The organism is Sedimentisphaera cyanobacteriorum, assembly GCF_001997385.1.
Taxonomy (GTDB): Bacteria; Planctomycetota; Phycisphaerae; order Sedimentisphaerales; family Sedimentisphaeraceae; genus Sedimentisphaera; species Sedimentisphaera cyanobacteriorum.
Genome location: NZ_CP019633.1, coordinates 2744886 through 2768119 on the forward strand (window position 1 = coordinate 2744886; position 23234 = coordinate 2768119).

Below are 23234 nucleotides of genomic sequence, written 5' to 3' on the forward strand. Positions count from 1 at the left end.
AAATCAAGTTTTGCCGTGAGATAATAATATAAAATTATCATTTAAAGGAGAATTTAAAATTATGAATTCCAGAGAAAATCTTCTCAGCCTTTATCGGCGAAAAGGATTCCAGAAAGCTCCAGCAGGGTTTAGCCTGTGTCCGAGCAAGATTGAAGAGTTTCGCAAGCGATACCCGGAAGAAAAAAGTTATCAGGATTTTTTTGAATTTCCTTACAGAATCGTTGTTGACCCGGGCTTCGGGTGGGCATTTGAAAATAACGGTCTCCTGCCGGAAAGGAATGTTGACTGGAATAAATTTTATCCTGAGGGTTTCAGTCATCGCGTTGATTTTGACATCTGGGGAGTTGCCCATGAGGAAAACCCGAATTCAATGCATATGACTGAGATGCATCATCCAATGAAAGATTTTGATTCTGTTGAGCAGATTGAAAATTATCCTTGGCCGGATTTCACGGGTGTTGATTTTGGTCAGTTTTCGGATTCTTGCAGAAATATAAGAAGCAGGGGGCTTGCTGTCTTTGTATGGATGGAGTGCACGATTTGGGAAACAGCCTGGTACATAAGGGGAATGGATAATCTGATGGTCGATATGACATTGGGCGATCCTAAAGCCTCTAAGCTGCTCGATATTATCACTGAAAAGGCGTGCTGGAGAGCAGAGAAATTTGCGGCCATGGAAACAGATATCTTAGGTCTCGGCGATGATATCGGGATGCAGAATACAACTATTATGTCTTCACAGATGTATCGTGAATGGCTTCAGCCGCGGCTGAAGAAGGTGATTGATGCAGCAAAATCGGTAAATCCTGAAATCCTGATAAGTTATCATTCCTGCGGGGATGCTGCCGGCCTTGTTCCTGAGCTCATTGAAGCCGGTATAGATATCCTGAACCCTGTGCAGCCTGAATCGATGGATTTTGAAAAGGTTCACAGAGATTTCGGCGATAAAATTTCGTTCAATGGAACAATAGGAACCCAGCAGCTTATGCCCTTTGGTTCGCCGAAGCAGATAAAAGATCAGGTAAAACACAATTTGGATATAGCAGGCGAAAAGGGCGGGCTTTTCTGCTGCCCATCGCATGTTATCGAGCCGGAGGTGCCTTGGGAGAATATTGAAGCCTATGTTGAGGGTTGCAGGGAATACAAATAGAAATTTATTTAGGATTACTCAAAATGAAAATCAGGGAAATTGTTTTTTTAATCTTTTCAGCTCTCTTACTCAGTGGATGTATGACAGGCAAGCAGAACCAGAAGTTTACAGTGACGGGCGTAGAGAAGCCTGTAATATCGCTAAACGGCGTATGGAAATTCTCCATAGACCCTCCCGAAAAATTCTGGCAGAAAGAACTGGACAGCTCCGAATGGTCTGATATTAATGTTCCGGGCGAGTGCCAGATGCAGGGGTTTCCGATAAAAGCAGACATTCCCTTTGCATACAGGACAAGATTTGACGTCCCCGAGGATTATGCAGGCAGGAAGATAATGCTGAATTTTCACGGGGTTTACAGTTATGCCCGCGTTTGGGTGAATGGTGAGTTTGTACGCGAGCATTTCGGCGGGTTCACCAAATGGAGCTGTGATATTACCGAATTCGCAGAGCCCGGCGAAACAGCCCAGCTTGCAGTAGAAGTGGTTGACAGAAGCGATGATATCTCCGGAGCAAGCGATTATGCAAAGCATAATATCGGCGGGATCCTCAGGGATGTTGAGCTTTCTGCTCTTCCCGTTCAGCATTTTGAAAAACTGCACATAGATACAGAGCTGGACGAAGAATATCAAAACGCTCAGCTCAATATAGACTACAGCCTTTCTTCCTCGAAGCCCTCAGATATTTTATTCAGACTCTTTGATGCCCAAGGCAGAATGATTAAAAAGGCAGAAATCCCTCAGGCAGAAAAGCAGGGCAGCGTAAGTATGGATATCGAATCGCCAGAGAAATGGAACAGCGAACATCCATACCTCTACACCCTCTCGGCAGAGATTTCAAAGGACGGTAAGGTTCTTTGCAGCGTTCCAGAGAAGGTGGGCTTCAGGGAAGTGAAAGTTAGAGGCGAGAAGCTTTATGTAAATGGCGTAGAGGTAAGGCTTAGAGGTGCCAATCGGCACGATATACACCCAAAGCTTGGCAGATGCGCAACTGCAAAATACGATAAGCTCGATGCTCAGCTCACAAAGCAGGCTAATATGAATTACATCAGAACATCCCATTATCCCCCAACAGAGAGATTTCTCGACTACTGCGACCGTTACGGGATTTATGTGGAGGATGAATCGGCCGTTTGCTTCCAGTACGAGGGCATCTCGTCGAATAAGGATAAGTTTACAGACCGCTATCTTTCGCAGGTCAGAGAAATGGTAAACAATCATCGAAACCATCCGAGCGTTATAATTTGGTCTGTGGGCAATGAAAGCAGCTACGGAAAGAATTTCCAGAAATCCTACGACTGGATCAAGGCCAACGATAAAACAAGGCCGGTGATGTTCAGCTTCCCGAATACTGTACCGAAAAATAAGAAGGTGTACGATATCCTAAGCCTGCATTATCCAAAGTGGCATGGCAATGATAAGGTGCATGGTTTTCAAATCAAAAATTTCGACCGCAGCGGGATGCCGGTGATATACGATGAATGGGCTCATGTACCCTGCTACTGCACCGACAGCATCAAAGAAGAGCCGAACATAAGGGCGTTCTGGGAGAGAAGCCTTGATAAGATGTATGCCAATCTGCTCAAATCAAAAAGCGGGGCAGGCGGAGCGATTTGGGGAATGATAGACGAAACTTTCTTCCTGCCTGAAGACCTTCCCGGCAGGGGAGATATCTGGGATAATCAGGGTGAAAACGGCAGCACCGAAGCCCTCGGCCCCGCAATAGGCTATGGGCAGTGGGGCATTGTGGATTCGTGGAGAAGAAAGAAGCCGGAATTCTGGAGAACGAAAAAGGCATACTCGCCTGTCAAGATCCTTGATAAGCAGGTTGATCAGTTTTCCCCGGGCGAAAAGCTTAAGCTCAAAATTCATAACAGATTCAATCATACCAACCTCAGCAGGACGTCTATAGAATGGAATTATATGGGCAAATCAGGCTTGGCTTTTGCAGATATAGCCCCCGGAGCGAAAGGTCATCTCTTAATGCCCGAATTGAACTGGCAGGAGGGAACAAAGCTTTCAATCGAGTTTTTCAAAGACCGCAGACTCCTCGATAAGTACAACATCCGAATTGGAAAACAGGGCAATGAGCTGCCTCAAATCAAAAAGCAGGGCAGAATAACTCTCAAGAACAGCTCTTCGAAAACTGCAGCTGAAGGCGAAAATTTTGAGTTCGTTATAGATAAAAATGACGGCCTTATAAAAAACCTCAAACTCGGCGGGGAGCTGGTTATAAAATCCGGGCCTCATCTGCACCTTACCATATTTGAAAAGCTCGGCTGGAACAGCCCGATCAAAAACCTTGCAGCCGGGGAATGGGAGCTCAAGTCTTCGAGCAGTTCACTGAAGCAGGGCGTTCTTCACGTACAGATGAAGGGCAGTTTTGGCAAGGTCTCAGCAGAATTCAATATTCGGATTAACGGCGTAGGCACAGCAGAGATTGATTGCAAAGCATCAGGAATCCCTGGAGGCAAACACATAAAAGAGGCAGGCTTCAAGTTTATAACTGCTGCCGCTGAAAAAATCAGCTGGGAGAGAAAAGGCTATTTCACTGCATACCCTGCTAACGATCTTTCACCTGAAAAAGGCTCGGCAGACCTTTCATACACCCCTGAGATGAAATATAGACAAAAGCCTGAACACTGCTGGATATACGATTCAGAGGATTATTTCTATTTCGGTCTTGATAAAACCCTCCCGCTCAGCATGCTCGCACGCGGGCTCAAAGAAAATATCTTCCGCTACAGTGTCTTTTATAACAGGGGGGGACGTTTGGATGTGCTGAGTGATGCCGAGCTGGGCTGCCGCTATGAAAGACAGGCCGGCAAAGATTCGCTTATTATAAACAGCATCTGGGACTACCCCGACTTGCAGTGGGGCAACTATGCAGAATTTATAAAAAATAAGAAAAGCTTCTCAGCAAATGCAGTGTTAGAGCTTAACAAAGACTATTAATCCCAAAGCTCAAAGGCTTTCAAAGAAAAATATTTTCAGCGCAGATGAAAAAGCTCGATCACTTCGATTCTTATGATTCTGCGCTGTCAACTTTGCTTATCACAAGCTCGAGGAGCTTATCGAGCCCGTCCCATGCCTTTTTGCTGAAGGTGAAGGTTTTAGTTTGCCCCTCGCTGGTGTATTCAACAGTGAACTTCCCGTCAGACTTAAACTTGGTGTAGTCCACCGCTTCGATCTGATCGAATGCTATCTGACGGTCTTTGTCTATTGTGATCTTTTCATCGTCCGCATAGAGGCGTTTTTTCCTGAAGAGCATATATCCTGCTGCCGAGGCGATTGCTGCCGGCAAACCGAATATCCAGAACTGCTGATTGAAGATCAGGGTATGGTCGGGGCTGCCGTCAACTGTATGCTCATCGATGAATCCCTGATTCATATAACCATCATAGGTGAACCAGCCAGTAAGAATCAGAAATACTATTGCAGCAATTCCCCAATTGCCCACTCGATACGAACTGTACTTTATTTCAAGAGTCATAGAAACCTCACGTTTAGACCGAAAACTGCGGGTAATCTTAGCAAAGCATCTGTTTTAATCAAGTTAATATTAAAACTCTTTCCACTGCGAAGCGAATTCTGCAAAATCAATAATGTTTACTATATCATCAGGCACAGGATACGGAGCGAGATCAGCCTTCTGCACATAACCGGGCTGGCCGTATTCAGTGAGCCAGTAATTGCGGAAGAAATCGAAATCCGCCATATCAACCATTCCGTCAGGATTTTCGGGGGCGAAATCAGCAGGCACGAAAGGAACGTTACGCGGGATAAAATCGATTGAAGGATCGTCTTCAAATCCTATTCCGCCTCCGTTTAATACCAAATTGAAATCGTTGAACAGATTCGTCCCGATTATCCCGTCCAGCGTCCCCCCCTCGGGCGAGGGCACATCATGCACTACCACAGGAACGTTTGTAAATTCGAGCCAGTTGCCAAGAGCCGGAATCGTAACTTTATCTATCACAAAGCCCGGCAGCATTATTATCTCGCCGGTAACGCCGGATGCGTACAGCTCGAAATCCGGATTCATCGGGTCTAGCCCGAGCCTCGCTGCAACCCTGCTGCCGACTATTGTAGCCTGAGCTCCGGTATCGAACATAAATCTGTCTTTATCATAGGCGAGGTTGCCGCTGTGTTCCATATCAACAGCAGAAACAAACATAAGGCTCTGAGAGCTCATACCTGTGATTACCGAAGGCGAAGTAGGGCTGAAATCTCCGCCGAGCCCGTCAAGACTCGGGGTGTAGGATATCATCGCAGCCCCCAGCGGCCGGAGCTCAAGCGGTATGCTGTTTGGATAATCCGGTATCTCCGGGTCGTCGTAATCGAACACCTCCAGCTTAGGCCCGGAGTAGCTGAGTGAATTCTTGTCCAATGAAATCTGCGTGTCCATATTTATAGTAACACTCCAGCTTGCCGCCATCGGGCAGCCTATAACAGTAGGCAGATCGGGTTCGTCTTCAGCAGGGGGTTCGCCTGCCAGTACGGCAAAATTTGAAAGCCCAACCATATCATCCAGCGATAATTCGCCTGTTTGTTCGTCTATAGAGCCAAGACCTGCGATATAAACGCCTATGGGCTTGGAAACAAGGGTGTCCACGAATCCTGCAATACCGCCTATTGTCATGTAATTGCTTGTCATATAGTAGTAGTCGAGGCCGAGATTCATACGTTTTTCATATCCGAAAACCATTGAAGATGCTCCGGTATCAAACACGCCCACCTCATAATTCTGATTTGGATCCGAAATCAGCGGGCCTCCTCTAACATAATGTTCCTTAACCGCCTCATACTCCAGATCCTGCTTCCTTTGGTTTGTAAGCGTTATGGCAGCATAAGGCACAAACCCGATAACCGAAGGTGAATCTATAAGGTAAGGATTATCCGGAGACTCGTTCATAGGGGAGATTGCGGATTTCTCGGAAAGCCATCGCACAGCCTTTATTTCAAGCCCGCCCGGCAGATACCCTTCGCTTGTTTTGGCCGAGCAGACGCCTGCAGCAAAAGCCAAAACAAGAAATGATAATTTCTTCATAATTTCCTCTCGAAGTTTTTTCAGATTATAACACGCAGATGCCTTATCTGAAAATTATATTTCCCTGAAGACACAAAAAAAGGGCTCCGAATCCGTCCGGAGCCCTTGCCTTGTTACATTGCCGTGTTTGATGCACGAAGGAGATTCATTTTCATTAATTTATACGCACTTGGGGCATATCTGGTTCGGGCATTGCTCGCCTCTTTCCACCATCGCAACGTTGCTCAGAGTGGTATCTGCGATCTGTTCGAGAGCGTTTTTCGTAAAGAATGCCTGATGCCCTGTTACCAGCACATTAGGGAACATAAGAAGCCTTGCGAAGGTGTCGTCTGTAATAATCTCATCAGAGAGGTCTTCAAAGAAAAGCTCTTCTTCCTCTTCGTAAACATCGAGCCCGAGGTATCGTATCTTTCCGCTTTTTAGCCCTTCAATTGCAGCCTTGGTATCAATCAGTGCCCCGCGGCTTGTGTTTATAAGCATAACATTATCGCACATCTTATCTATTGCATCTTTGTTGATCATATGATGAGTCTGCTTTACAAGCGGACAGTGAAGGCTGATGATGTTGCAGGTTTGCAAAAGCTCATAAAGCGGGAGATACTTCACCCCCATCTTCTCGCATTCCTCGTTTATATACGGGTCGTATGCGTAGAGCTCGCATTCAAAGCCCTTGAGGATCTTCAGCACAATCTCGCCTATCTTCCCAGTGCCTATTATCCCTACCTTAGACTTGCTCAAGTCGAATCCCAGCAGCCCCTTGAGCTCGAAGTTGCCTTCTCGAACCCTCGTTCTCGCCCGGCATAGATTCCTGTTGAGGGCGAGAATCATAGCAATTGTGTGCTCTGCTACCGCGTTCGGGGAATACGCCGGCACGCGCACAACCTTTATATCATGCTTTTTAGCAGCGCAAAGGTCAACGTTATTGTAGCCTGCGCAGCGAAGGGCGATGGCTTTCACTCCCCCCGCAGCGAGCTTATTAATAGTCTCTTCTCCGAGCTCGTCGTTTACGAAAGCACATACGGCCCCGCAGCCCTCTGCCAGATGGGCTGTTTCGGGGTTCAGCCGATCTTCGAAAAATTCAATCTCATGCCCGTAGCTCTCATTTAGCTTCTGCATAAAATTCTGCGTGTAGCTTTTGTTGCTGAATAATGCTATTTTCATATTTTCCCCGTTTTGACCGAATATTACACAATCCGCTACGAGACCGAGCGAATGAAGTTCTAATACTTTCTCTCTGAGATTAGGGCGTAGGCTTGAGCTCCCTGCGGTCTTTATTTACTTCAATGCCCTTTTCCTTGTTTTTCTCTGTGTAAAGCTCGGAAACAGGCAGTTTTCCCAGATTTATCAGGATAGCCCGAACCTTTGTGTCATTTTTATGCTTCTCAAACAGTTCAGCCTTTTCCATCAGCTTCTGTTTGGTCTTTTCGTGCCATGTCATAGTTTCAAGCGAGGCGAATGCATAATTACTTTTATCTTCAATAAGCGAATCAACAAGTTTGTCGAGAGCCTTCTCGTATTTCCCGTAATAGCAGCAGGCCTCAGCAGCCATCATAGCCACCTGCTCATTTTCATCATCCATTGCCTTCTGCAGCTCTGTCGGGCACATCTCCGCTGAGAGCTCATTTTTCGATGCAATCTCAGCAAAGCCCACTGCCCCCCAGAATTTTACTGACGGGTACTTGCTCTTCAGCCTTTCTGAGAAGCTTGATTTGTAGTATGTTTTGGCTTCTGATGCTTGTTCTGCCGCTTTGTGCAGTTCATCGAGGGGGTAGTCTGTTTTGCGAACCCAGCTGTATAAATCAATGCTTTTGTCTCGGGTTGATTCAGGGAAGAAACCTAAATCCCCGGATTCTCTTATGTGCTCTGAAATCTTACCCCTAAGCTCTATCAGCTTCTGCTTGTGCTTGCTGTCTTCAGCAAGGTTGTTGAGCTCTTTGGGGTCTTTCTCGACATCAAAAAGCATCTCGTAAGGTCCGGGCCTGTAGGGCTGGAGCCATTCGTCGTTCTTCCCGCCTGAAAGGACGTATTCATCCCAGCCCAGATTTGCAGGCATCCCCCACTGGTAGAAGTTTCTAAGGCAGCGGGGCTTATGCGGGATATAGCTTCGGATGTATTTGTATTTCCCGTCGGTAACGGTTCTCGCCGGGTCGTAGTGGGCAGACTGATTGCAGCGGAAGCCAAACTGATACTCCCGTGGAGGCTCTGCATATTTGCCCATAAACGCCTTGCCCTGCATATGGCTCGGTTTCCTCTCGCCTATGATGCTGAATATAGTCGGTGCGAAATCTACGAATCCTACAAGCCTGTCTGAAACCGTTCCGGGCTCGAATTCCACAAGATGCTGCCACTTCGGCGGAACGTATATTATCAGCGGAATATGAAGGCCTGTATCGTAAACAAAGCCCTTGCCGCGTGGCAGGCAGCCGCCGTGGTCGCTGTAGAAGAAGATTATCGTGTCCTCAGCGAGATCTTTCTCGCGGAGGTGCTTGAGGAATATTCCAACCCACTTGTCAATATCCTGAACGCCCTCAAGATGGAACGCATAATCAGAGCGGGTTTCTTCAATGTCCGGAACGTGTTCGGGCAGGTCGAGCTTTCTGGGCATAATCCCGTCTTTGGAAAAGTCTCGCCGTCCTTCTAGGGTGAACGAACGCACGCGCCCCATGTGAGTTGCCATTGTATTGAATATCGAGAAAAATGGCTTGCCTTTAGGCCTTTTTCCGCTGTCGTAGGAGGCCTTCTTCCAGCACTCATCCCACATCTCCCAGTGGTTCTGTTTGGTGTTGTAGTCGGTCTTTTTGTTGTTGGTGCAGTAGTAGCCGATTTCGCGAAGGTAGTTCGGATAGAAGATACCGTCCGGCGTTTTGAACCGTCTTCTGTGAAAATCCATTCCGTATTTCGTTGCGTAGCAGCCGGTAATAAGGCTCGAGCGTGCCGGAGAGCACTGAGGCCCTGTTGACCAGGCATTAGTAAACTTTATCCCCCTCTCTGCGAGTGAATCAATATTCGGGGTTTCAACGGTTTCGTTGCCGTAGCAGCCAAACTGGTAGTAGCTTGTGTCTTCTATTGTAAGCCATAGGAAATTCGGCATATCCTGCCCGCCTTGAGCAGAGAAAACATTTCCAGCGAGCCCCGCAATACCCAAACCAACTGCATTCTTGAGAAAACTTCTTCGGCTTTGCACGATAATCTCCTTAATATTCGTTTCAATAAAATATTATCATAACATTTTTACAAGATTCTGACAAATCAGCAGTTTTAATTTTTTCTGCTTAATACTGCTGTATTCATTTTATACTTTTATGCGTTAAAAAATGATTCAGCAGACATTTCGAGGCTAAAAGCTTTGAGTCCTTGAATAATTTTCTATGGAGTAGGCCAAATTGCTCTTCGCTTTTCATTCACTTTGATGCCCTTTTTCTTATATTTATCTTTGTAAAGCTCGGAAGCAGGGAGCTTGCCCAGATTTACAAGAAGCGCACGAACCATGTTGCTGTTTTTATTTTTTTCAAGCAAGTCAACCTTTTCCCTAAGTTTTTGCTTAGTCTTTTCGTGCCAGGTCATCGTTTCAAGAGAGGCGAATGCGTATCCATTATTGTTCTCTATCAGAGAATCTAAGAGCATATCAAGGGCATTTTCGTATTTGCCGTAATAGCAGCAGGCCTCAGCGGCCATCATAGCCACCTGATCGTTGTCATCATCCATTGCCTTCTCTAGCTCTTTCGGGCACATATCTGCTGAAAGTTTATTCTTAGAGGCAATCTCAGCAAATCCCGCAGCTCCCCAGAATCTAATGGATGTATATTTGCTCTTAAGCCTTTCTAAAAAGCTTGTTTTGTAGGACTTTTTGCCTTCAGATGTCTGTTCTGCGGCCTTGTGAAGCTCTTCAAGCGGGAAGTCTTTTTCACGAACCCAGCTGTATAAATCGATGTTTTTATGGCGGGTTGATTCCGGGAAAAATCCTAAATCGCCTGCTTCTCTTATATGATTTGAAATCGCCCCGCGCAGCTCCTTGAGCTTCTGCTTGTATTTTTCATCTTCGGCAATATTATTGATCTCTTGAGGGTCTTTTTCAATATCAAAAAGCATCTCAGGCTGCCCGGGCCTGTAAGGCTGCAGCCACTCGTCTTTCTTCCCGCCTGATAAAACGTATTCATCCCAGCCCAGATTCGCCGGCATCCCCCACTGGTAGAAGTTTCTAAGGCAGCGGGGCTTATGGGGGATATAACTGCGTATGTATTTGTATTTTCCGTCGGAAACAGTTCTTGCAGGATCGTAGTGAGCACCTTGATTGCAGCGGAAGCCAAACTGATACTTCCGGGGCGGCTCTGAGTATTTGCCCATAAACGCCTTGCCCTGCATATAGCTGGGCTTTCTTTTGCCTGCGATGCTGAAAACCGTGGCGGGAAAGTCAACAAAGCTTACGAGCCTGTCTGATACAGTTCCAGGTTTGAAATCTACCAGATGCTGCCATTTCGGCGGGACATATATTATCAGCGGTACCTGCAGGCCTGTATTGTAAACAAATGCCTTTCCGCGGGGCAGGGAGCCGCCGTGGTCGCTGTAGAAGAAGATTATTGTGTCATCAGCAAGATCTTTCTCTCGCAGGTCTTTTAGGAATAAGCCAACCCATTTATCAACATCCTGCACTCCCTCGAGATGAAATGCGTAATCGGAGCGGGTTTCATCGATGTCCGGAACGTGCTCAGGCAGATCGAGCTCTTGCATTTCAATTCCATCTTTGGAGAAATCTCTGCGTCCTTCAAGAGTGAAAGAACGCACGCGCCCCATATGGGTAAGAAAAGTGTTGAATATAGAAAAGAAAGGTTTGCCTTTCGGTCTTTTTTTGCTGCTGTAAGAGGCCTTATTATTGCATTCATCCCACATTTGCTTATGGTTTTCCTGGGTGTTGTAGTGTGTCTTATGGTTGTTGGTGCAGTAGTACCCGATTTTACGAAGATAGTCTGGATAGAATATATCGCCCGGCGTTTTGTACTCCCTTCCGTGATAATCCATTCCGTATTTGGTAGCGTAGCAGCCGGTTATAAGGGTTGATCTTGCCGGCGTGCACTGCGGACCGTTAGACCAAGCATTGGTAAACCTTATTCCTTTTTTTGCGAGAGAATCGATGTTTGGGGTTTTAACGGTTTTATTGCCGTAACAGCCAAATTCATAGGCGCTTGTATCTTCTATTGTAAGCCAGAGGAAATTCGGCATATCCTGTTCGCTGCGTGCCGAGAAAACATTCCCCGCGAGCCCCGCAATACCCAAACCAACTGCATTCTTGAGAAAACTTCTTCGGCTTTGCACGATAATCTCCTTAAAATTCGTTTCAATAAAATATTATCATAACATTTTTACAAAAAACTGGCAAATCAGCGCATTAAAACCATCGTCTATACTGCTTTGTTATGTTAATGTATTGAGCAGGGCATTAACAGACATTTTTCCCCCAGCGCAGGCGCGATTTGTCTTAATCTCAAAGTTCAATATAATTGCTCTGCTCCAATTTCAATATTTTATTATCACAGGACAATCAATGAGAACTGTAAATCAGTTAAGCGAGAATTATATAATAAAACCGGAAGATTATGAGGGCTTCATAGATTTCAGCGGCGATGTTTTCGCCCGCCAAGCCCCTCTGCATATTGAAATCGGCTCTGGGAAAGGCACTTTTCTCGTCCATCAGGCATCTGCTGAGCCGGAGGTGAATTTTATCGGCATCGAATGGGCGAGAAAATACTACCGGTATGCCGCAGACAGGATGCGCAGATGGGGGCTCGCCAACGTTCGTATGCTTCGTACCGATGCCGCTGTTTTTATCCGGGCGCACGTAGCAGACCGGAGCATTGACTGCTACCATATCTACTTCCCCGACCCCTGGCCCAAGGCAAAGCACAATAAACGCAGGTTTATCAGCGACAAGAACCTCCCCGAGCTTCTCAGAACGCTCAAGCCCGGCGGGATTATAAACGTCGCTACAGACCACAGCGACTATTACCAGCAGATATGCCAAGTGCTTTTCCAGAGCGGGCAGGGTGAGCTGGAGGAGATTGATTTTATAAAGCCCGCTGGAGCTGCAGAAGGCGAGAAAACAGGAACAAATTTTGAGCGTAAGTACATCCCTGAAGGAAGAATTACTAAAACAGCTGCCGTTAGAAAGAGAGAATAATGATGCCGGAATTACTCCCAGATAAATGCCCGCTGGAAGGGCAGAAAAGATTAAAACTCCTGTGCTGCGAAGCTCTCAGACGCGAGGCTTATCTATGTGCAGCAAGAAGCAGGAACATTGTGGATATTCAGTTTCTGCGGAGAAGCCTCCATGATACACCGGAAAAGCTGAACGAAACTCTCGCCGAAGCCTTGGCCGGCACAAAGGACAGCGAGGGCAATCAATATGATGCAATCCTGCTGGGCTACGGGCTCTGCAGCAACAGCGTACTGGGTATCAGATCTGAGCTCCCGCTCGTTATCACTCGCGCCCACGACTGCGCCGCTATACTGCTCGGCAGCAGGCACCGGTATCAGGAACTTTTCGATTCGGAGAAGGGGATATTCTGGTATTCACCCGGCTGGATTGAAACCTGCCTTATGCCGGGGCAGGAAAAGCACGAGAAGATGAGGCAGGAGTATGTCGAGAAATTCGGCGAGGACAACGCTGAATACCTCATGGAGATGGAGCAGAGCTGGATAAAGGAGTATTCGAAGGCGTTTTTTGTGAAGTGGCCGGAGTTTGATACGAAGGAATACGAAATCTATACCCAGAAATGCGCCGAATACCTCGAATGGGAGTATCGAAAGATCGAGGGCAGCAGCAAACTTTTCCAGAAAATGCTCGATGCCCACTGGGATGAGGATGAGTTCCTCATCGTTCCGCCGGGAGAAGTGATTCAGGAAAGCGTTTGCGATGATAAAATAATGGGCAGCACCGATGAAAACTGAGCCGACCTATTTCGACTGATAAAATTGGAAAAATATGGCCTCTTTTTGATTGACACAGACCAATTCCGCTGTTAGACTTACCTGTTATTGAAAAAGCGGTTTTAATAAAGCTTAAACCACAATCTGAAAAGGGAAAAAATGAAAAAAGCAATCATTGTTATTTTTCTCGCTTCGGCGATTACGGTTTTGTCCGGCTGCGGCAAAGGCCTCGGTATGACTGCTGCTGAGCGGCAAAGAGAATATATGAATATTCAGGACGTTGGAGCCAAGCAGCTTAACGACGACATAAACGTTCTTCTGCATTCCGACCGTCCGTCAAGACTTACCGACAAATACATAAGATAATTTCATAATTCGCCGAAGAAATCGCACTCCAAGGGAATGGATGCGTTTTAAGAGTATTTCACTCAGAACAGGACTTTAGATGGATCTGGCTCCTATCATATATTATTTGCAGAGAGTCGGCTCTTATGATCCTCTTGTAGTGGTTATAGAGTTCGTACTCATCGGCTCGATTATATGGTGGGTTGTCAATTTTCTGGAGGGCACAAGGGGCGAGAGGCTCTTCAGGGGCGTATTCTTCATCCTGCTTGCCGGCGCTATAATCCTCAAGCTGTTTGTAGAGCGTTTTTCCCTTGAGAGGGTTGAATTCCTTTACAATGGCTTTCTGCTTGCAATTCTCGTTACTGCTGTAGCGGCCTTTCAGCCCGAGCTGCGCCGTGCGCTGATACGCATAGGCCAGGCAGGCATATCTCCCTCAGCCCGTCCCGATGTAGAAAGAGCGCTTGAAGAGGTGCTCATTGCAGTGAACAATCTTTCAGAGCAGAAAACAGGTGCTATAATAGTTTTTGAGGGCAGAGTAGGTCTTCGTGATTACATAGAAACCGGCGTGCGTATGGATGCCGCAGTCTCCAGTCAGCTCCTTGAAACGATCTTCTACGAAGGCACACCCCTTCACGATTTGGCTGTGATAATCCGAGGTGACAGAATCGTCGCCGGAAGTATTCAGCTCCCGCTCGCCGAGATCGGCTCTCTTGATGATTCACAGCTTGGCTCGCGCCACCGCGCCGCTGTTGGTATCAGCCAGGCCTCAGATGCCACAGCTCTTGTAGTGAGCGAGGAAACAGGCACAATATCTCTCGCTGTGGACGGGAAGCTCGAGAGGAATGTCAAGAAAACCGAAATTAAAAAACAGATTGCCGAACTCAACAAGCCGTTCACGGGAAAAGGCGGTTCCGTTAAAAGGGGCAAACGCCAGTGAAGTATCCAGATAAAAAAACAGTAGAGAAAAGTGCAAGCAAGATAGTAATTGTATCATTTCTTACGCTGCTTATATGGGTGTGGGCGGATCTGTCTAACGATACTATACTCAAAGATAAGAAGGTGGAGATAAAGCTTGCCACTTCCCAGCCGGAGAATCTTTGGGTGAGCCTCGGGGATTCAGATTCCACAACCGTTCGGGCAGATTTCAAGGGGCCTTCTGCACGTATAGACGAGCTGAAAAGGGAGCTTTCAGCACTTGAGGTATATTTCGACCCGAGCGTTCTTGAAGGCAGGTCTGAGAGCTTTAAGTATCCCGTACGAGGGCTTATCCAGGATTCACCGAGGGTTCGAAGGCTCGGGCTTACTGTAGAGAACTGCCAGCCATCCTCGATTGAGGTAACAACTCAGCAGCTCCAGAAAAAACAGCTCGGGCTAACCTGCATAGACAAGAACAACAACTTAATTCTGAACGCAGTAACAGAGCCTGCTTCCGTTGAGATGTATGTCCCGCCGCACTGGAGCGGAGATGACCTGAAGGCCGTTGTCAGCCTTTCTCAGCAGCAGATAAGCGAGGCCTCCGAAGACGCAGCTCAGGCAAAGGCCTATGTTGAAATAGAACCCGGCAGAAGAACGTACTACGAAAATCCCGTCGAAGTCTCTATTCAAACAGAAAAGGGCAAGCTGGAAACATTCCTCCTGAACGGGCCGAGAATCGGGGTGCTTATGAATGAAAATATAGCAGAGCAGTACAGCGTTAAGATCATCTCACGAAGCGAAGCGCTTACTACAATACAGATTAATTCTACCCGTGAGGCCTACGAGGCCTATAAGGCCAAGCAGTATCAGATGATAGTGTATGTGTATCCTGAAGACCTTCCCGGTTCGGATAAAACCGAAAGCGAGCCGATAGAACGAAAAGTGCACTACTTCTTCCCGGAAGAATACCGGAAGGAAGACCTTATCTCGCCTGTGGAATCGGGAGTAGAGCCGAGAGTTACATTCAAGCTTATTTCTGTTGAGTAGAATGAATATTGTCCACGTTATAACGCGTCTGATTGTAGGTGGCGCTCAGGAAAATACTATCATAACCTGCCGTGAGCAGGTAAAACGAGGGCACAATGTTACGCTGATAACAGGCCCGAGCCCAGGCCCGGAGGGCGATTTAATGGAGCAGGCCGAGAAGGAAGAATTTGACTTGATTCTTCAGCCTGATATCCTCCGCCCGATTCTCCCCCTAACCGATATGCGTGCTTATACCGGCCTGAAAGAACTGCTCAAAAGCCTCAAACCTGATATCGTGCATACTCATTCGGCAAAGGCAGGCATACTTGGAAGGCTTGCGGGCTGGAATATAAAAGATGAAAGCTCCCGCCCCGCAGTTGTGCATACCATTCACGGACTTGCCTTTCACGAATACCAGAATCCGCTCTTAAGCCGGATGTATATCGAGATTGAAAAATTTGCCGCAAAAAAATGCGATGCGATTATCTCTGTTGCAGACACTATGACGCGAAAATGCCTTGCCAATGGAATAGGAAGCCCCGAGCTTTTCAGCACGGCATATTCTGCTGTTGATGTTGAGGATTTTCAAAACCCTCCTTCACGCGAGCAGAGCGAAGAATTCTGCGAAAAATATTCTTTAGGCAAATCCAGCACCGTTGCCGCCTGCATAGCAAGGATTACAGAGCTAAAAGGGCATAACTATATCATTGAGGCCGCTGAAAGGCTCGTCAGCGAATATCCCGATCTCATCTGGCTCTTGGTTGGAAACGGCAGCCTCACCGAAAAGATTAAGGCCGATATCGAAAGGGCAGGGCTGAGCGATAATTTCCGTTTTACAGGCCTGCTTCAGCCCTCAGAGATACCTCTTGCCATCCATTGCAGCGATTTCCTCGTTCACTGCTCCCTGCGAGAAGGGCTCGCTAGGGTTCTGCCTCAGGCAATGCTCTGCGGGAAACCTGTGGTGAGCTTTGATATCGACGGAGCAGCGGAAGTGGTGAATGAGAATACCGGAAGGCTCATTGCTCCGATGGATATTGAAGGGCTCACCCGCGCGTGCAGTGAGCTTGCAGAATCCCCGCAGCTTCGCGAACAGCTCGGCGCAGCAGGAAGAGAGCTTGCAGTTAAGCTTTTCAGTCCTGGAAAGATGCTTGAATCTATCGAAAATGCCTATCGCAGGGCCGGTGCTGCTATCTAAAGCCCTCTAATATTCACTAAGCCACCAATTCGCACCGATTGAGAAGTCTGTGATATCCACTGTCCCGTCTCGGTTGAAATCGGCCTCCGCTGGGGTTTGGCTCAGCCAGTTATAGGCAATATGTATAAGGTCGTCTCCATCTACGTAGTTATCGAGATTTATATCCACTCGTGATATCTGAACCGGATACCTGCCCGGGCTTAGATGCCAGAGCGTCCGCCAAGGCCAGTCGGCGTAATTTGAGCGGGTTTTCATCTGCTCGGTAGTTCTCGGGTAAGCAGTGATTCCGGCATTCTCAGCCAGCCCTGCAGAGGGCTCTTCAGCGCTGCCGGGAGCCATAATGGAGCTGTCCCAGTATGAAGAGCTGATCTGAGCGTTCCTCACAGCCCCTGCCAAAGGCCCCGCATAGTACGAAGCTTCAAGACCATCTGTTGCAGAGAAGCACAGCGTAAGATCTGCCCCCGAGCTCACCTCTCCAGCAATTCCGCCGGCATACAGAGAGGCGATTATCGTTTCCATTGCAAAGCTTGAGCAGTCGCTGATTTCAGCAGAGCTGCCATCGGCCGAACCTGCAATCCCCCCTGCATATTTGGATATGTATTCTGCATCCACTGTTGAATTTTTGATTGAACAGCCTGTGATTTTTCCTTCCAGAAGGCCTGCAAATCCGCCTGCATAGTTGGCTCTTGATATCCTTACTTCCGCTTCGGATATGTGCAGATTTTTTATCTCGCCGCCCTCTGCTACCGCCCCGAAAAGGCCTGCATAGTTGGTATATGGGGCATTGATCGTGAAATTTCTAAGCACCCTGCCAGCTCCGTCGAATGTGCCCGTGAATTTTGCACCTGTAAAGCTGCTCTGCATAGGGTCGTTCGGGCTGATTACCGAATTGTCAAAAAACTCACCGCCCATATCTATATCATCAGTCAGTATGTAGCTCTTGTTGTATAGAGAGGGGTTTTCTCCGAGATAGATAAGTTCGGATTTGTCCGATATCCAGAACGGGTCTTCGGGTGTTCCGGAACCGCCGGAGAAGGCATATATCTGCGAGGACAAAACATCTGAGCAGTTGTTTGTTTCATCGCTTTCTTCAACGCTGCGTCCGCTGTCTATCATAAGCACGAAGTATATATCCCCTGAGAGTTCGGGTACCTCAAAGCTCACCTGCTCCACGCGGGATTCGCCCGCCTCCAGCTCGCCTATTTGCTGGAAACCCGCAGAAGATGCGGTTTCGCAGTTTACCGGCTCCTGGCCTGCATAGTATATCCTCATCCGGAAACTTCCGTTGGTGGAGGCTGCTCCGGAATTCAAAATGCTAACGTCTAAGGTGATAATCTGGCCTGAAGAAATATTTTCCGGCAGGCTCCCCGGGGAGGTTATTGAAAGCTCTGCGAGCTCATTCTGCGGAGCCGCTGCCTCCTGAAGCTCTGGGTATCCTCCATCTGCAGGCATCTGCCATACAGAAGCAAAATCCCAGCCTGCATCAATGAATGATGAAGAGCTCTGCATCTGGGCAGTGGTTAGCCCGGTAATATCAAAGCTTAACCCGCTGTTTCGTGCTATTGCATTATCCAGCCCGCTTGCCTCTGTGTCCCAGAAGCAGGCCGTGCCTTGGCCGTCGGAAGTTTTTCCGATGAATCCTGCTGAGCTGTCTGTTTTTCCTGAAGCCGAACCTGCTGAATAGCAGTTTGATATTTCACCTCCAGTGCAGTTTCCTATAAAACCGCCTGAAAGAGCTATGTCCGGACTGCCGGAAGCGAGAGATTCGGCCGAGCCCAAGGCGAAACAGCTGCTTACATTGCTCCCGGACTGACCGAAGAAGCCTCCAGAATAGCTGTATGCGCTTTGCCCCTGGGCATCCGCTGAGGCAGTATAAGACGCAAAGCTTTTCTCAGCTGCGGTTTCGGTATTGCTCTGGCCAACTCCGCCGCCTGCAAATGCGCTTGCTGTCAGGCCGGAGGAGAATGAATTAACCTCGCAGTCTGTGCCGGATTTGCGTATGCTGGAATACTGGTCGCAGTAGCCTGCGAATCCGCCGGCGCAGGAGGTTGTGTTTTTCGAATCGAGGTTTACGGATGCATCCACAACGCCCGTTGAGGAGCACAGCTTAATCGCTCCGTCGATTCCGTTTATCCCTGCAATTCCTCCGGCATACACAAAGCCCGCTGGATTGTCTCTTGCGATTACCGTTGCTGAAACAGTGCATTCGTCTATGAGGCCTTCGCTTATTCCAGAGATTCCGCCTGAGGTGCTGTTGGAGAAAACTGTGCCCGAAAAGCTGCTCTCGGAGATAACCCCGAGATTTTCATTAGAGCCTGCTATCCCGCCTGAATAAGCGGTAGATGAGTCTATGCTCACTGTCCCGTTAGTCGTGCAGTTGAGAATGAAGCCTCTGTTGGCGCCTGCAAGCAGGCCGCCGTAAACCCAGCCGCCATCTGAGCAAACAACAGTTCCAGTCAGCGTTAGATTTTCCACTATTGCATCATCGCCAATCATTCCGAAAAGACCGAGCACTGAGAGATCGCTTCGGTTTATGCTGAGCCCGCTCACAGAGTAGCCTGAGCCGTTGAAATTCCCGTAAAAGGGCTGTGAGGCTGTGCCTATCGGGGTGAAATCCTCCCCTGTCAGCTCAATATCGGAAGTGAGAACGAAGTTGGAAAACCAGTCGCTGCTGGAAGAGCTGAGCTGGAGAATATCCGCTGAAGAGCTGAGCTGGTATGGATCCCCAGCAGAGCCGTCCCCGCCTGAATAACCCATAACAAGCCCGGAGAGGGTAATCAAAATAATGATATGCCTGAGCATAATATTACCTCCATTTTAATAAAGATATCTGAAGCCGCCGAGAACTGAATCAGCTTTTGATTGCTGAATCGGCGATTTTCTCAATCGCTTCTCTGCGGTTTCTGCTGCCGAAAACAGCCGAGCCGGCAACTAATGTATCTGCCCCGAGCTGCCCGGCTTTGCCTGCGGTCTGTTCGTTTATTCCGCCGTCAACCTCAATTCTCAAATCCTTGCCCAGAGTTTCTCGGAGAAAAGCGCATTTCTCAGCGCACTTCTCGCGGAAAACCTGCCCGCCGAAACCCGGCTCTACTGTCATAACGAGAATCATCCTGCATAAGGATGCAATCTCAAGAACCTCTTCAGGGCTCGTGGCAGGTTTAATGCAAATCCCTGCACTGCAGCCGGCCTCTTCAATCATTGCAATTGTATCTCGGGGGTCTCCCTCTGCTTCAATGTGGAAAGTTATATGGTCTGCACCTGCATTTGCAAAATCCTTTATGTATCTTTGCGGCTGGGAAATCATCAGATGCGCATCAAAGCACAAATCGCTGGTTTTCCTCAATGATGAAACTACAGGCGGGCCTATCGTTATATTCGGAACAAAATGGCCGTCCATAATGTCCAGATGTATGATCTTCACCCCGCTGTTCTCAACGTCTGAAACTTCCTCTGCAAGGCAGGAGAAATCCGCACTGAGCAGGCTGGGGGCTATTTCTATTGTTCCGGGTTCAGGCAGATGCATTAAAGCTCCAAGAGGTTATTGATGTTGTTCTCTTTTCTATGATAAACATTTAAACGATTATGACAAGCCGTATTATTGGAGGCGTTTCTGATAGCTATTGAAAAATTCCGCTGATCTTTTCTGCGCTTAGTTCAGCAAGCGAATCAACAACCATATCCGCCTTAGCCTCGAGCTCGCTGCGGCTGTATGTACCGGTAACGCCGACAGTTTTCGCTCCCGCTGCTGCTCCGGCCTCCAGTCCCCAGTGCGAATCTTCTATTACTGTGCACTCTGCTGGGCTTAGCACGCCTGAGGCAGTGCGTCCAAGCTTCTCAACGGCTTTTAGATAGCCTTCCGGATGGGGCTTGCCACGGTTTACATCATCCGCTGTTACTACAGCATCGAAATATTTAAAGAAGTTTTGCCCGCTTCTCTCCGCTTCAGCGGAAAATATACCCTCGATATCAGAAAAAAGTGCACCAGAACAGATTGCCATCTTAATCCCGGCTCTCGAAAGCGAACTTGTAAGCCTGCTGAAGCCGTCAAGTATGCAGCTTTCTGTGCTTGCAAGCTCATCAAAAACTGCCGCCTTCTCATCAATAAGCCAGCCCAGCTTCTCTTCGGTGAGCTCGAAGCCGTAATCTCGGCTCATCGCCTCAAGAGCCTCTTTGTCCGTGAAGCCAAGGTATTTATCCCAATATGTGTCTTTCTCTATTTTACCCGCTTCCTTCTCGAGGACTCGGCAGAAAGCCATATAGTGAAGCAGCTCTGTATCTGCTATCACCCCGTCAAAATCGAATATTACTGCTTTAAATTTCATAATGAATCCCTTATTGCTGATAAATTCATAATGTATGATATTTTACTTTACCACTTTTGCAACTACAATGCAAAAATCCACCCCAGACTTTGAGAATTTGGCGAAAGGAAAAGATAGGTTAAGCCAAGAAGTTATTGCATTGGGAAACTGTGAACAAGCTCGTGCTCACTCTGATTGGCGTTATAGTTATGCAGTGATATTCATGATAAATCTGATTCAATGCTTTGTCTTAGTGGGAATCTTGCAAAGCTGCTAAGATTTTCCCCAAATAATTCGCAGGTTAGCGATCTAATCAGATATTGTATTCCGGCTGTGCTGTTTCGGTGTTGAGTTTATTCACCTTAAACGTTACCAAACTTGTGTCGTCCTGCTGCTGTGATAGTCCGGTAAATCTGCGGCGGTAATTCAGCACAGTTTTAGTTATTGTTTCAGCATCCATTTTGTGGGTACATCTCTTTGCAGTTTGATAGAGGTTGTTTTTGCCCCAGAAATGGCCGTCGAAATTCACCGCATCCACAAGCCCGTCTGTGTAGAACATATAGATATCGTTTTCCTTGAGGTCTATTGTTCCGCTTTCAAACTGGGACTTAATATCAAGCCCGAGAACCGGCCCGCCCTTATCCAGCTCGATAATCTCGCTGTTTCTCAGAAGCAGTCCGGGTTCGTGGCCGCAGTTGGTGTAGTGCAGAAGCCCCTTCCTGAATTCGAACACCCCGATAAATGTCGTTATGAATTCGCCCTTATTGCAGTGTTTGCAGGCGAAATTGTTCAAAACGTCTGCAAAATTGAATATGCTGTATCGCCGGCAGCCTCTGCCGCATTCGATAAGCGCTTTGAATCCCCCGTGAAACATAGACATAATCATGGCAGCGGGAATCCCCTTGCCGATTACGTCTGCCATGAGGAAAACGAGCGTCTTATCGTCGATTAGGGTGAAGTCGTAGAAATCCCCGCCCACGCTGTAGCACGGCCGGTATGATGCAGCGATATCGAGCCCTTCTATAGCGGGGAGTGTTTTGGGCATCATCCTTCGCTGGATAATCCCTGCAAGGTCCATTTGCCCCTGCATCTGATTCATTTTTATAGCTGTTCCGTACAGGCGGGCATTGGTTATCGCCACGGCGCACTGCGAGCCCACCAGCCTTGCTATGGAGATATCGTTCTCGCCGAAGAAGTGTTTCCTTGAGGCGTAAAGCCTCAGCACCCCTACCGGCCTCTGGCGGAATTCCATAGATACAGTAAGCTGGCTCACAAGACCTTCCTTCTGGCTGGCAATGGGATACTGAACCCTTTTGTCGTTCTGCATATCGTTTATCACAACCGCTTTTCCCCTGAAGGTCTCTTTGATTACCGGGTCGTCCTTTGTTACCACACCCTTATTCTTGTAAGCCTCGCTGAGCCCATAGGTGCTTCGCATTTCAAGGTCCATCGTTTCAGAAGAGAGAAGCCTCATAGAGCAGGCCTTTGCACCGGAGATCTCAACCGCTGCCTTGGCGAGCTTATCCAGCACCTCCTGCAAACTGAATGCGCCCGCTGCAAGGGTGGTGATATTGTATATCTCTTCGTGTATTTCTTTTTTCTTCAGCTTCTTTGCCATATCTGTCTTTCTCTAAAGCCCCACCGGGCTTCAGTATTCTTCTTCCAAACTGCGGGGCAGGTGCCCAAGCGGGCATTCATCGCATAGCGGCTTTCGCTTTTTACAGTAATTTTTACCCAGCTGCACTATCAAAGCGTGATACTCGTTGTAAAGTTTGCTCTCTTCTGGAAGAGCGCCTTCGAAAAGCTCTTTAATTTGTTCATAATCTGCTGTCTGGTCTATAAACTGATGCCGGATAAATATCCTTGCTGTGTATGCATCAACAACAAAAGACGGCTTGTCAAGGCAGTAAAGGATTATAGAATCTGCCGTTTCCCTCCCGATGCCTTTAATGCTCAAAAGCTCTTCACGCAGATCGCCAGCATAGATACTTTCGAGCGAATCTATATCTGCGCCGTGATTTTCAATAAGCCATTTCAGGAAGGCTTTCAGCCTTTTTGCCTTTACGTTGAAATACCCTGCAGGTCGGATAAGCTCGGTGAGTTTCTCCTCTGGGCATTTGTAAAGGCTTTCGGGGCTGAGCATATTTTCAGCCTTTATATTGTTTATAGCTTTCTCAACGTTATTCCAGTTTGTGTTCTGAGTTAGAATCGCCCCAACTGCTATCTCAAAGCGGCTGTCCCCGGGCCACCAGTTCTGTCTGCCGAATTCGCAAAGAAGGATCTCGTAAATTTCTAAAAGTCTTTCCTGAATCATAAGATAATTATACTCTCGAAA

Annotated in this window: 18 protein-coding genes; 8 read left to right on the top strand and 10 right to left on the bottom strand. The window is 47.6% G+C overall.

The window, feature by feature from the left end:
• Positions 1 to 61: 61 nt before the first annotated feature.
• Positions 62 to 1150, top strand: coding sequence for a uroporphyrinogen decarboxylase family protein (locus L21SP3_RS10930; protein ID WP_077541455.1), 1089 nt, complete (start codon positions 62 to 64; stop codon positions 1148 to 1150).
• Positions 1151 to 1173: 23 nt separating this feature from the next.
• Positions 1174 to 4101 carry a glycoside hydrolase family 2 protein gene (locus L21SP3_RS10935; RefSeq protein WP_077541457.1) on the top strand — a complete coding sequence of 976 codons (2928 nt, stop codon included), beginning with the start codon at positions 1174 to 1176 and terminating at the stop codon, positions 4099 to 4101.
• Positions 4102 to 4171: 70 nt separating this feature from the next.
• Here the strand turns inward: L21SP3_RS10935 and L21SP3_RS10940 are convergent, their stop codons facing one another.
• The 5 genes from L21SP3_RS10940 to L21SP3_RS10960 all read right to left on the bottom strand — a co-directional run bounded on the left by L21SP3_RS10940 (position 4172) and on the right by L21SP3_RS10960 (position 11506).
• Positions 4172 to 4639 (bottom strand): hypothetical protein, encoded by a 468-nt coding sequence (locus L21SP3_RS10940; protein WP_077541459.1) that lies wholly within the window; start codon positions 4637 to 4639, stop codon positions 4172 to 4174.
• Positions 4640 to 4708: 69 nt separating this feature from the next.
• Positions 4709 to 6196: a retropepsin-like aspartic protease gene (locus L21SP3_RS10945; protein ID WP_077541461.1), complete on the bottom strand. Its 1488-nt coding sequence runs from the start codon at positions 6194 to 6196 to the stop codon at positions 4709 to 4711.
• Positions 6197 to 6355: 159 nt separating this feature from the next.
• Positions 6356 to 7357 carry a 2-hydroxyacid dehydrogenase gene (locus L21SP3_RS10950; protein ID WP_077541463.1) on the bottom strand — a complete coding sequence of 334 codons (1002 nt, stop codon included), beginning with the start codon at positions 7355 to 7357 and terminating at the stop codon, positions 6356 to 6358.
• A 79-nt stretch (positions 7358 to 7436) separates the two neighbouring features.
• A complete protein-coding gene (locus tag L21SP3_RS10955; RefSeq protein WP_077541465.1) occupies positions 7437 to 9380 on the bottom strand; it encodes a sulfatase family protein in 1944 nt (647 codons plus the stop codon).
• Positions 9381 to 9562: 182 nt separating this feature from the next.
• A complete protein-coding gene (locus tag L21SP3_RS10960; RefSeq protein ID WP_077541467.1) occupies positions 9563 to 11506 on the bottom strand; it encodes a sulfatase family protein in 1944 nt (647 codons plus the stop codon).
• A gap of 229 nt (positions 11507 to 11735) precedes the next feature.
• On the opposite strand from L21SP3_RS10960, the gene trmB reads away from it, so the two are divergent.
• From trmB to L21SP3_RS10990, 6 genes are all read left to right on the top strand, one after another.
• On the top strand, positions 11736 to 12368 hold the full coding sequence (gene trmB, locus L21SP3_RS10965) for a tRNA (guanosine(46)-N7)-methyltransferase TrmB (protein WP_077541469.1): 633 nt from the start codon (positions 11736 to 11738) through the stop codon (positions 12366 to 12368).
• A complete protein-coding gene (locus L21SP3_RS10970) occupies positions 12368 to 13138 on the top strand; it encodes a DUF1638 domain-containing protein (protein WP_077541471.1) in 771 nt (256 codons plus the stop codon). The genes trmB and L21SP3_RS10970 overlap by 1 nt, the downstream gene beginning before the upstream one ends.
• A 138-nt stretch (positions 13139 to 13276) precedes the next feature.
• Positions 13277 to 13483: a lipoprotein gene (locus L21SP3_RS10975; RefSeq protein ID WP_077541473.1), complete on the top strand. Its 207-nt coding sequence runs from the start codon at positions 13277 to 13279 to the stop codon at positions 13481 to 13483.
• A gap of 79 nt (positions 13484 to 13562) precedes the next feature.
• Positions 13563 to 14399, top strand: coding sequence for a diadenylate cyclase CdaA (gene cdaA, locus L21SP3_RS10980; RefSeq protein WP_077541475.1), 837 nt, complete (start codon positions 13563 to 13565; stop codon positions 14397 to 14399).
• Positions 14396 to 15424, top strand: a complete 1029-nt coding sequence (locus tag L21SP3_RS10985) for a hypothetical protein (protein ID WP_077541477.1) — start codon at positions 14396 to 14398, stop codon at positions 15422 to 15424. The genes cdaA and L21SP3_RS10985 overlap by 4 nt, the downstream gene beginning before the upstream one ends.
• A 1-nt stretch (position 15425) precedes the next feature.
• Entirely contained in the window at positions 15426 to 16598 is a 1173-nt protein-coding gene (locus tag L21SP3_RS10990; protein WP_077541479.1) for a glycosyltransferase family 4 protein, read from the top strand.
• 6 nt (positions 16599 to 16604) lie between these two features.
• Here the strand turns inward: L21SP3_RS10990 and L21SP3_RS10995 are convergent, their stop codons facing one another.
• The 5 genes from L21SP3_RS10995 to L21SP3_RS11015 form a co-directional block, all read right to left on the bottom strand.
• The gene (locus tag L21SP3_RS10995; protein ID WP_077541481.1) at positions 16605 to 19400 is read right to left on the bottom strand and encodes a CARDB domain-containing protein; all 2796 of its coding nucleotides are present in this window, start codon (positions 19398 to 19400) and stop codon (positions 16605 to 16607) included.
• A 49-nt stretch (positions 19401 to 19449) separates the two neighbouring features.
• Complete coding sequence (gene rpe / locus L21SP3_RS11000; protein WP_077541483.1) at positions 19450 to 20121, bottom strand: ribulose-phosphate 3-epimerase; 672 nt, start codon at positions 20119 to 20121, stop codon at positions 19450 to 19452.
• Between the two features lie 94 nt (positions 20122 to 20215).
• Complete coding sequence (locus L21SP3_RS11005) at positions 20216 to 20920, bottom strand: HAD family hydrolase (protein WP_077541485.1); 705 nt, start codon at positions 20918 to 20920, stop codon at positions 20216 to 20218.
• A gap of 292 nt (positions 20921 to 21212) precedes the next feature.
• Positions 21213 to 22517: a GAF domain-containing SpoIIE family protein phosphatase gene (locus L21SP3_RS11010; RefSeq protein ID WP_077541487.1), complete on the bottom strand. Its 1305-nt coding sequence runs from the start codon at positions 22515 to 22517 to the stop codon at positions 21213 to 21215.
• Positions 22518 to 22547: 30 nt separating this feature from the next.
• On the bottom strand, positions 22548 to 23213 hold the full coding sequence (locus L21SP3_RS11015) for an endonuclease III domain-containing protein (protein WP_077541489.1): 666 nt from the start codon (positions 23211 to 23213) through the stop codon (positions 22548 to 22550).
• Positions 23214 to 23234 lie beyond the last annotated feature (21 nt).

Excerpts from the sequence above, each read along its gene's own strand:
- L21SP3_RS10930 (WP_077541455.1), top strand. The coding sequence starts at position 62 with ATGAATTCCAGAGAAAATCTTCTCAGCCTTTATCGGCGAAAAGGATTC.
- L21SP3_RS10935 (WP_077541457.1), top strand. The coding sequence starts at position 1,174 with ATGAAAATCAGGGAAATTGTTTTTTTAATCTTTTCAGCTCTCTTACTC.
- L21SP3_RS10940 (WP_077541459.1), bottom strand. The coding sequence starts at position 4,639 with ATGACTCTTGAAATAAAGTACAGTTCGTATCGAGTGGGCAATTGGGGA.
- L21SP3_RS10945 (WP_077541461.1), bottom strand. The coding sequence starts at position 6,196 with ATGAAGAAATTATCATTTCTTGTTTTGGCTTTTGCTGCAGGCGTCTGC.
- L21SP3_RS10950 (WP_077541463.1), bottom strand. The coding sequence starts at position 7,357 with ATGAAAATAGCATTATTCAGCAACAAAAGCTACACGCAGAATTTTATG.
- trmB (WP_077541469.1), top strand. The coding sequence starts at position 11,736 with ATGAGAACTGTAAATCAGTTAAGCGAGAATTATATAATAAAACCGGAA.
- L21SP3_RS10970 (WP_077541471.1), top strand. The coding sequence starts at position 12,368 with ATGATGCCGGAATTACTCCCAGATAAATGCCCGCTGGAAGGGCAGAAA.
- L21SP3_RS10975 (WP_077541473.1), top strand. The coding sequence starts at position 13,277 with ATGAAAAAAGCAATCATTGTTATTTTTCTCGCTTCGGCGATTACGGTT.
- cdaA (WP_077541475.1), top strand. The coding sequence starts at position 13,563 with ATGGATCTGGCTCCTATCATATATTATTTGCAGAGAGTCGGCTCTTAT.
- L21SP3_RS10990 (WP_077541479.1), top strand. The coding sequence starts at position 15,426 with ATGAATATTGTCCACGTTATAACGCGTCTGATTGTAGGTGGCGCTCAG.
- L21SP3_RS10995 (WP_077541481.1), bottom strand. The coding sequence starts at position 19,400 with ATGCTCAGGCATATCATTATTTTGATTACCCTCTCCGGGCTTGTTATG.
- rpe (WP_077541483.1), bottom strand. The coding sequence starts at position 20,121 with ATGCATCTGCCTGAACCCGGAACAATAGAAATAGCCCCCAGCCTGCTC.
- L21SP3_RS11005 (WP_077541485.1), bottom strand. The coding sequence starts at position 20,920 with ATGAAATTTAAAGCAGTAATATTCGATTTTGACGGGGTGATAGCAGAT.
- L21SP3_RS11010 (WP_077541487.1), bottom strand. The coding sequence starts at position 22,517 with ATGGCAAAGAAGCTGAAGAAAAAAGAAATACACGAAGAGATATACAAT.
- L21SP3_RS11015 (WP_077541489.1), bottom strand. The coding sequence starts at position 23,213 with ATGATTCAGGAAAGACTTTTAGAAATTTACGAGATCCTTCTTTGCGAA.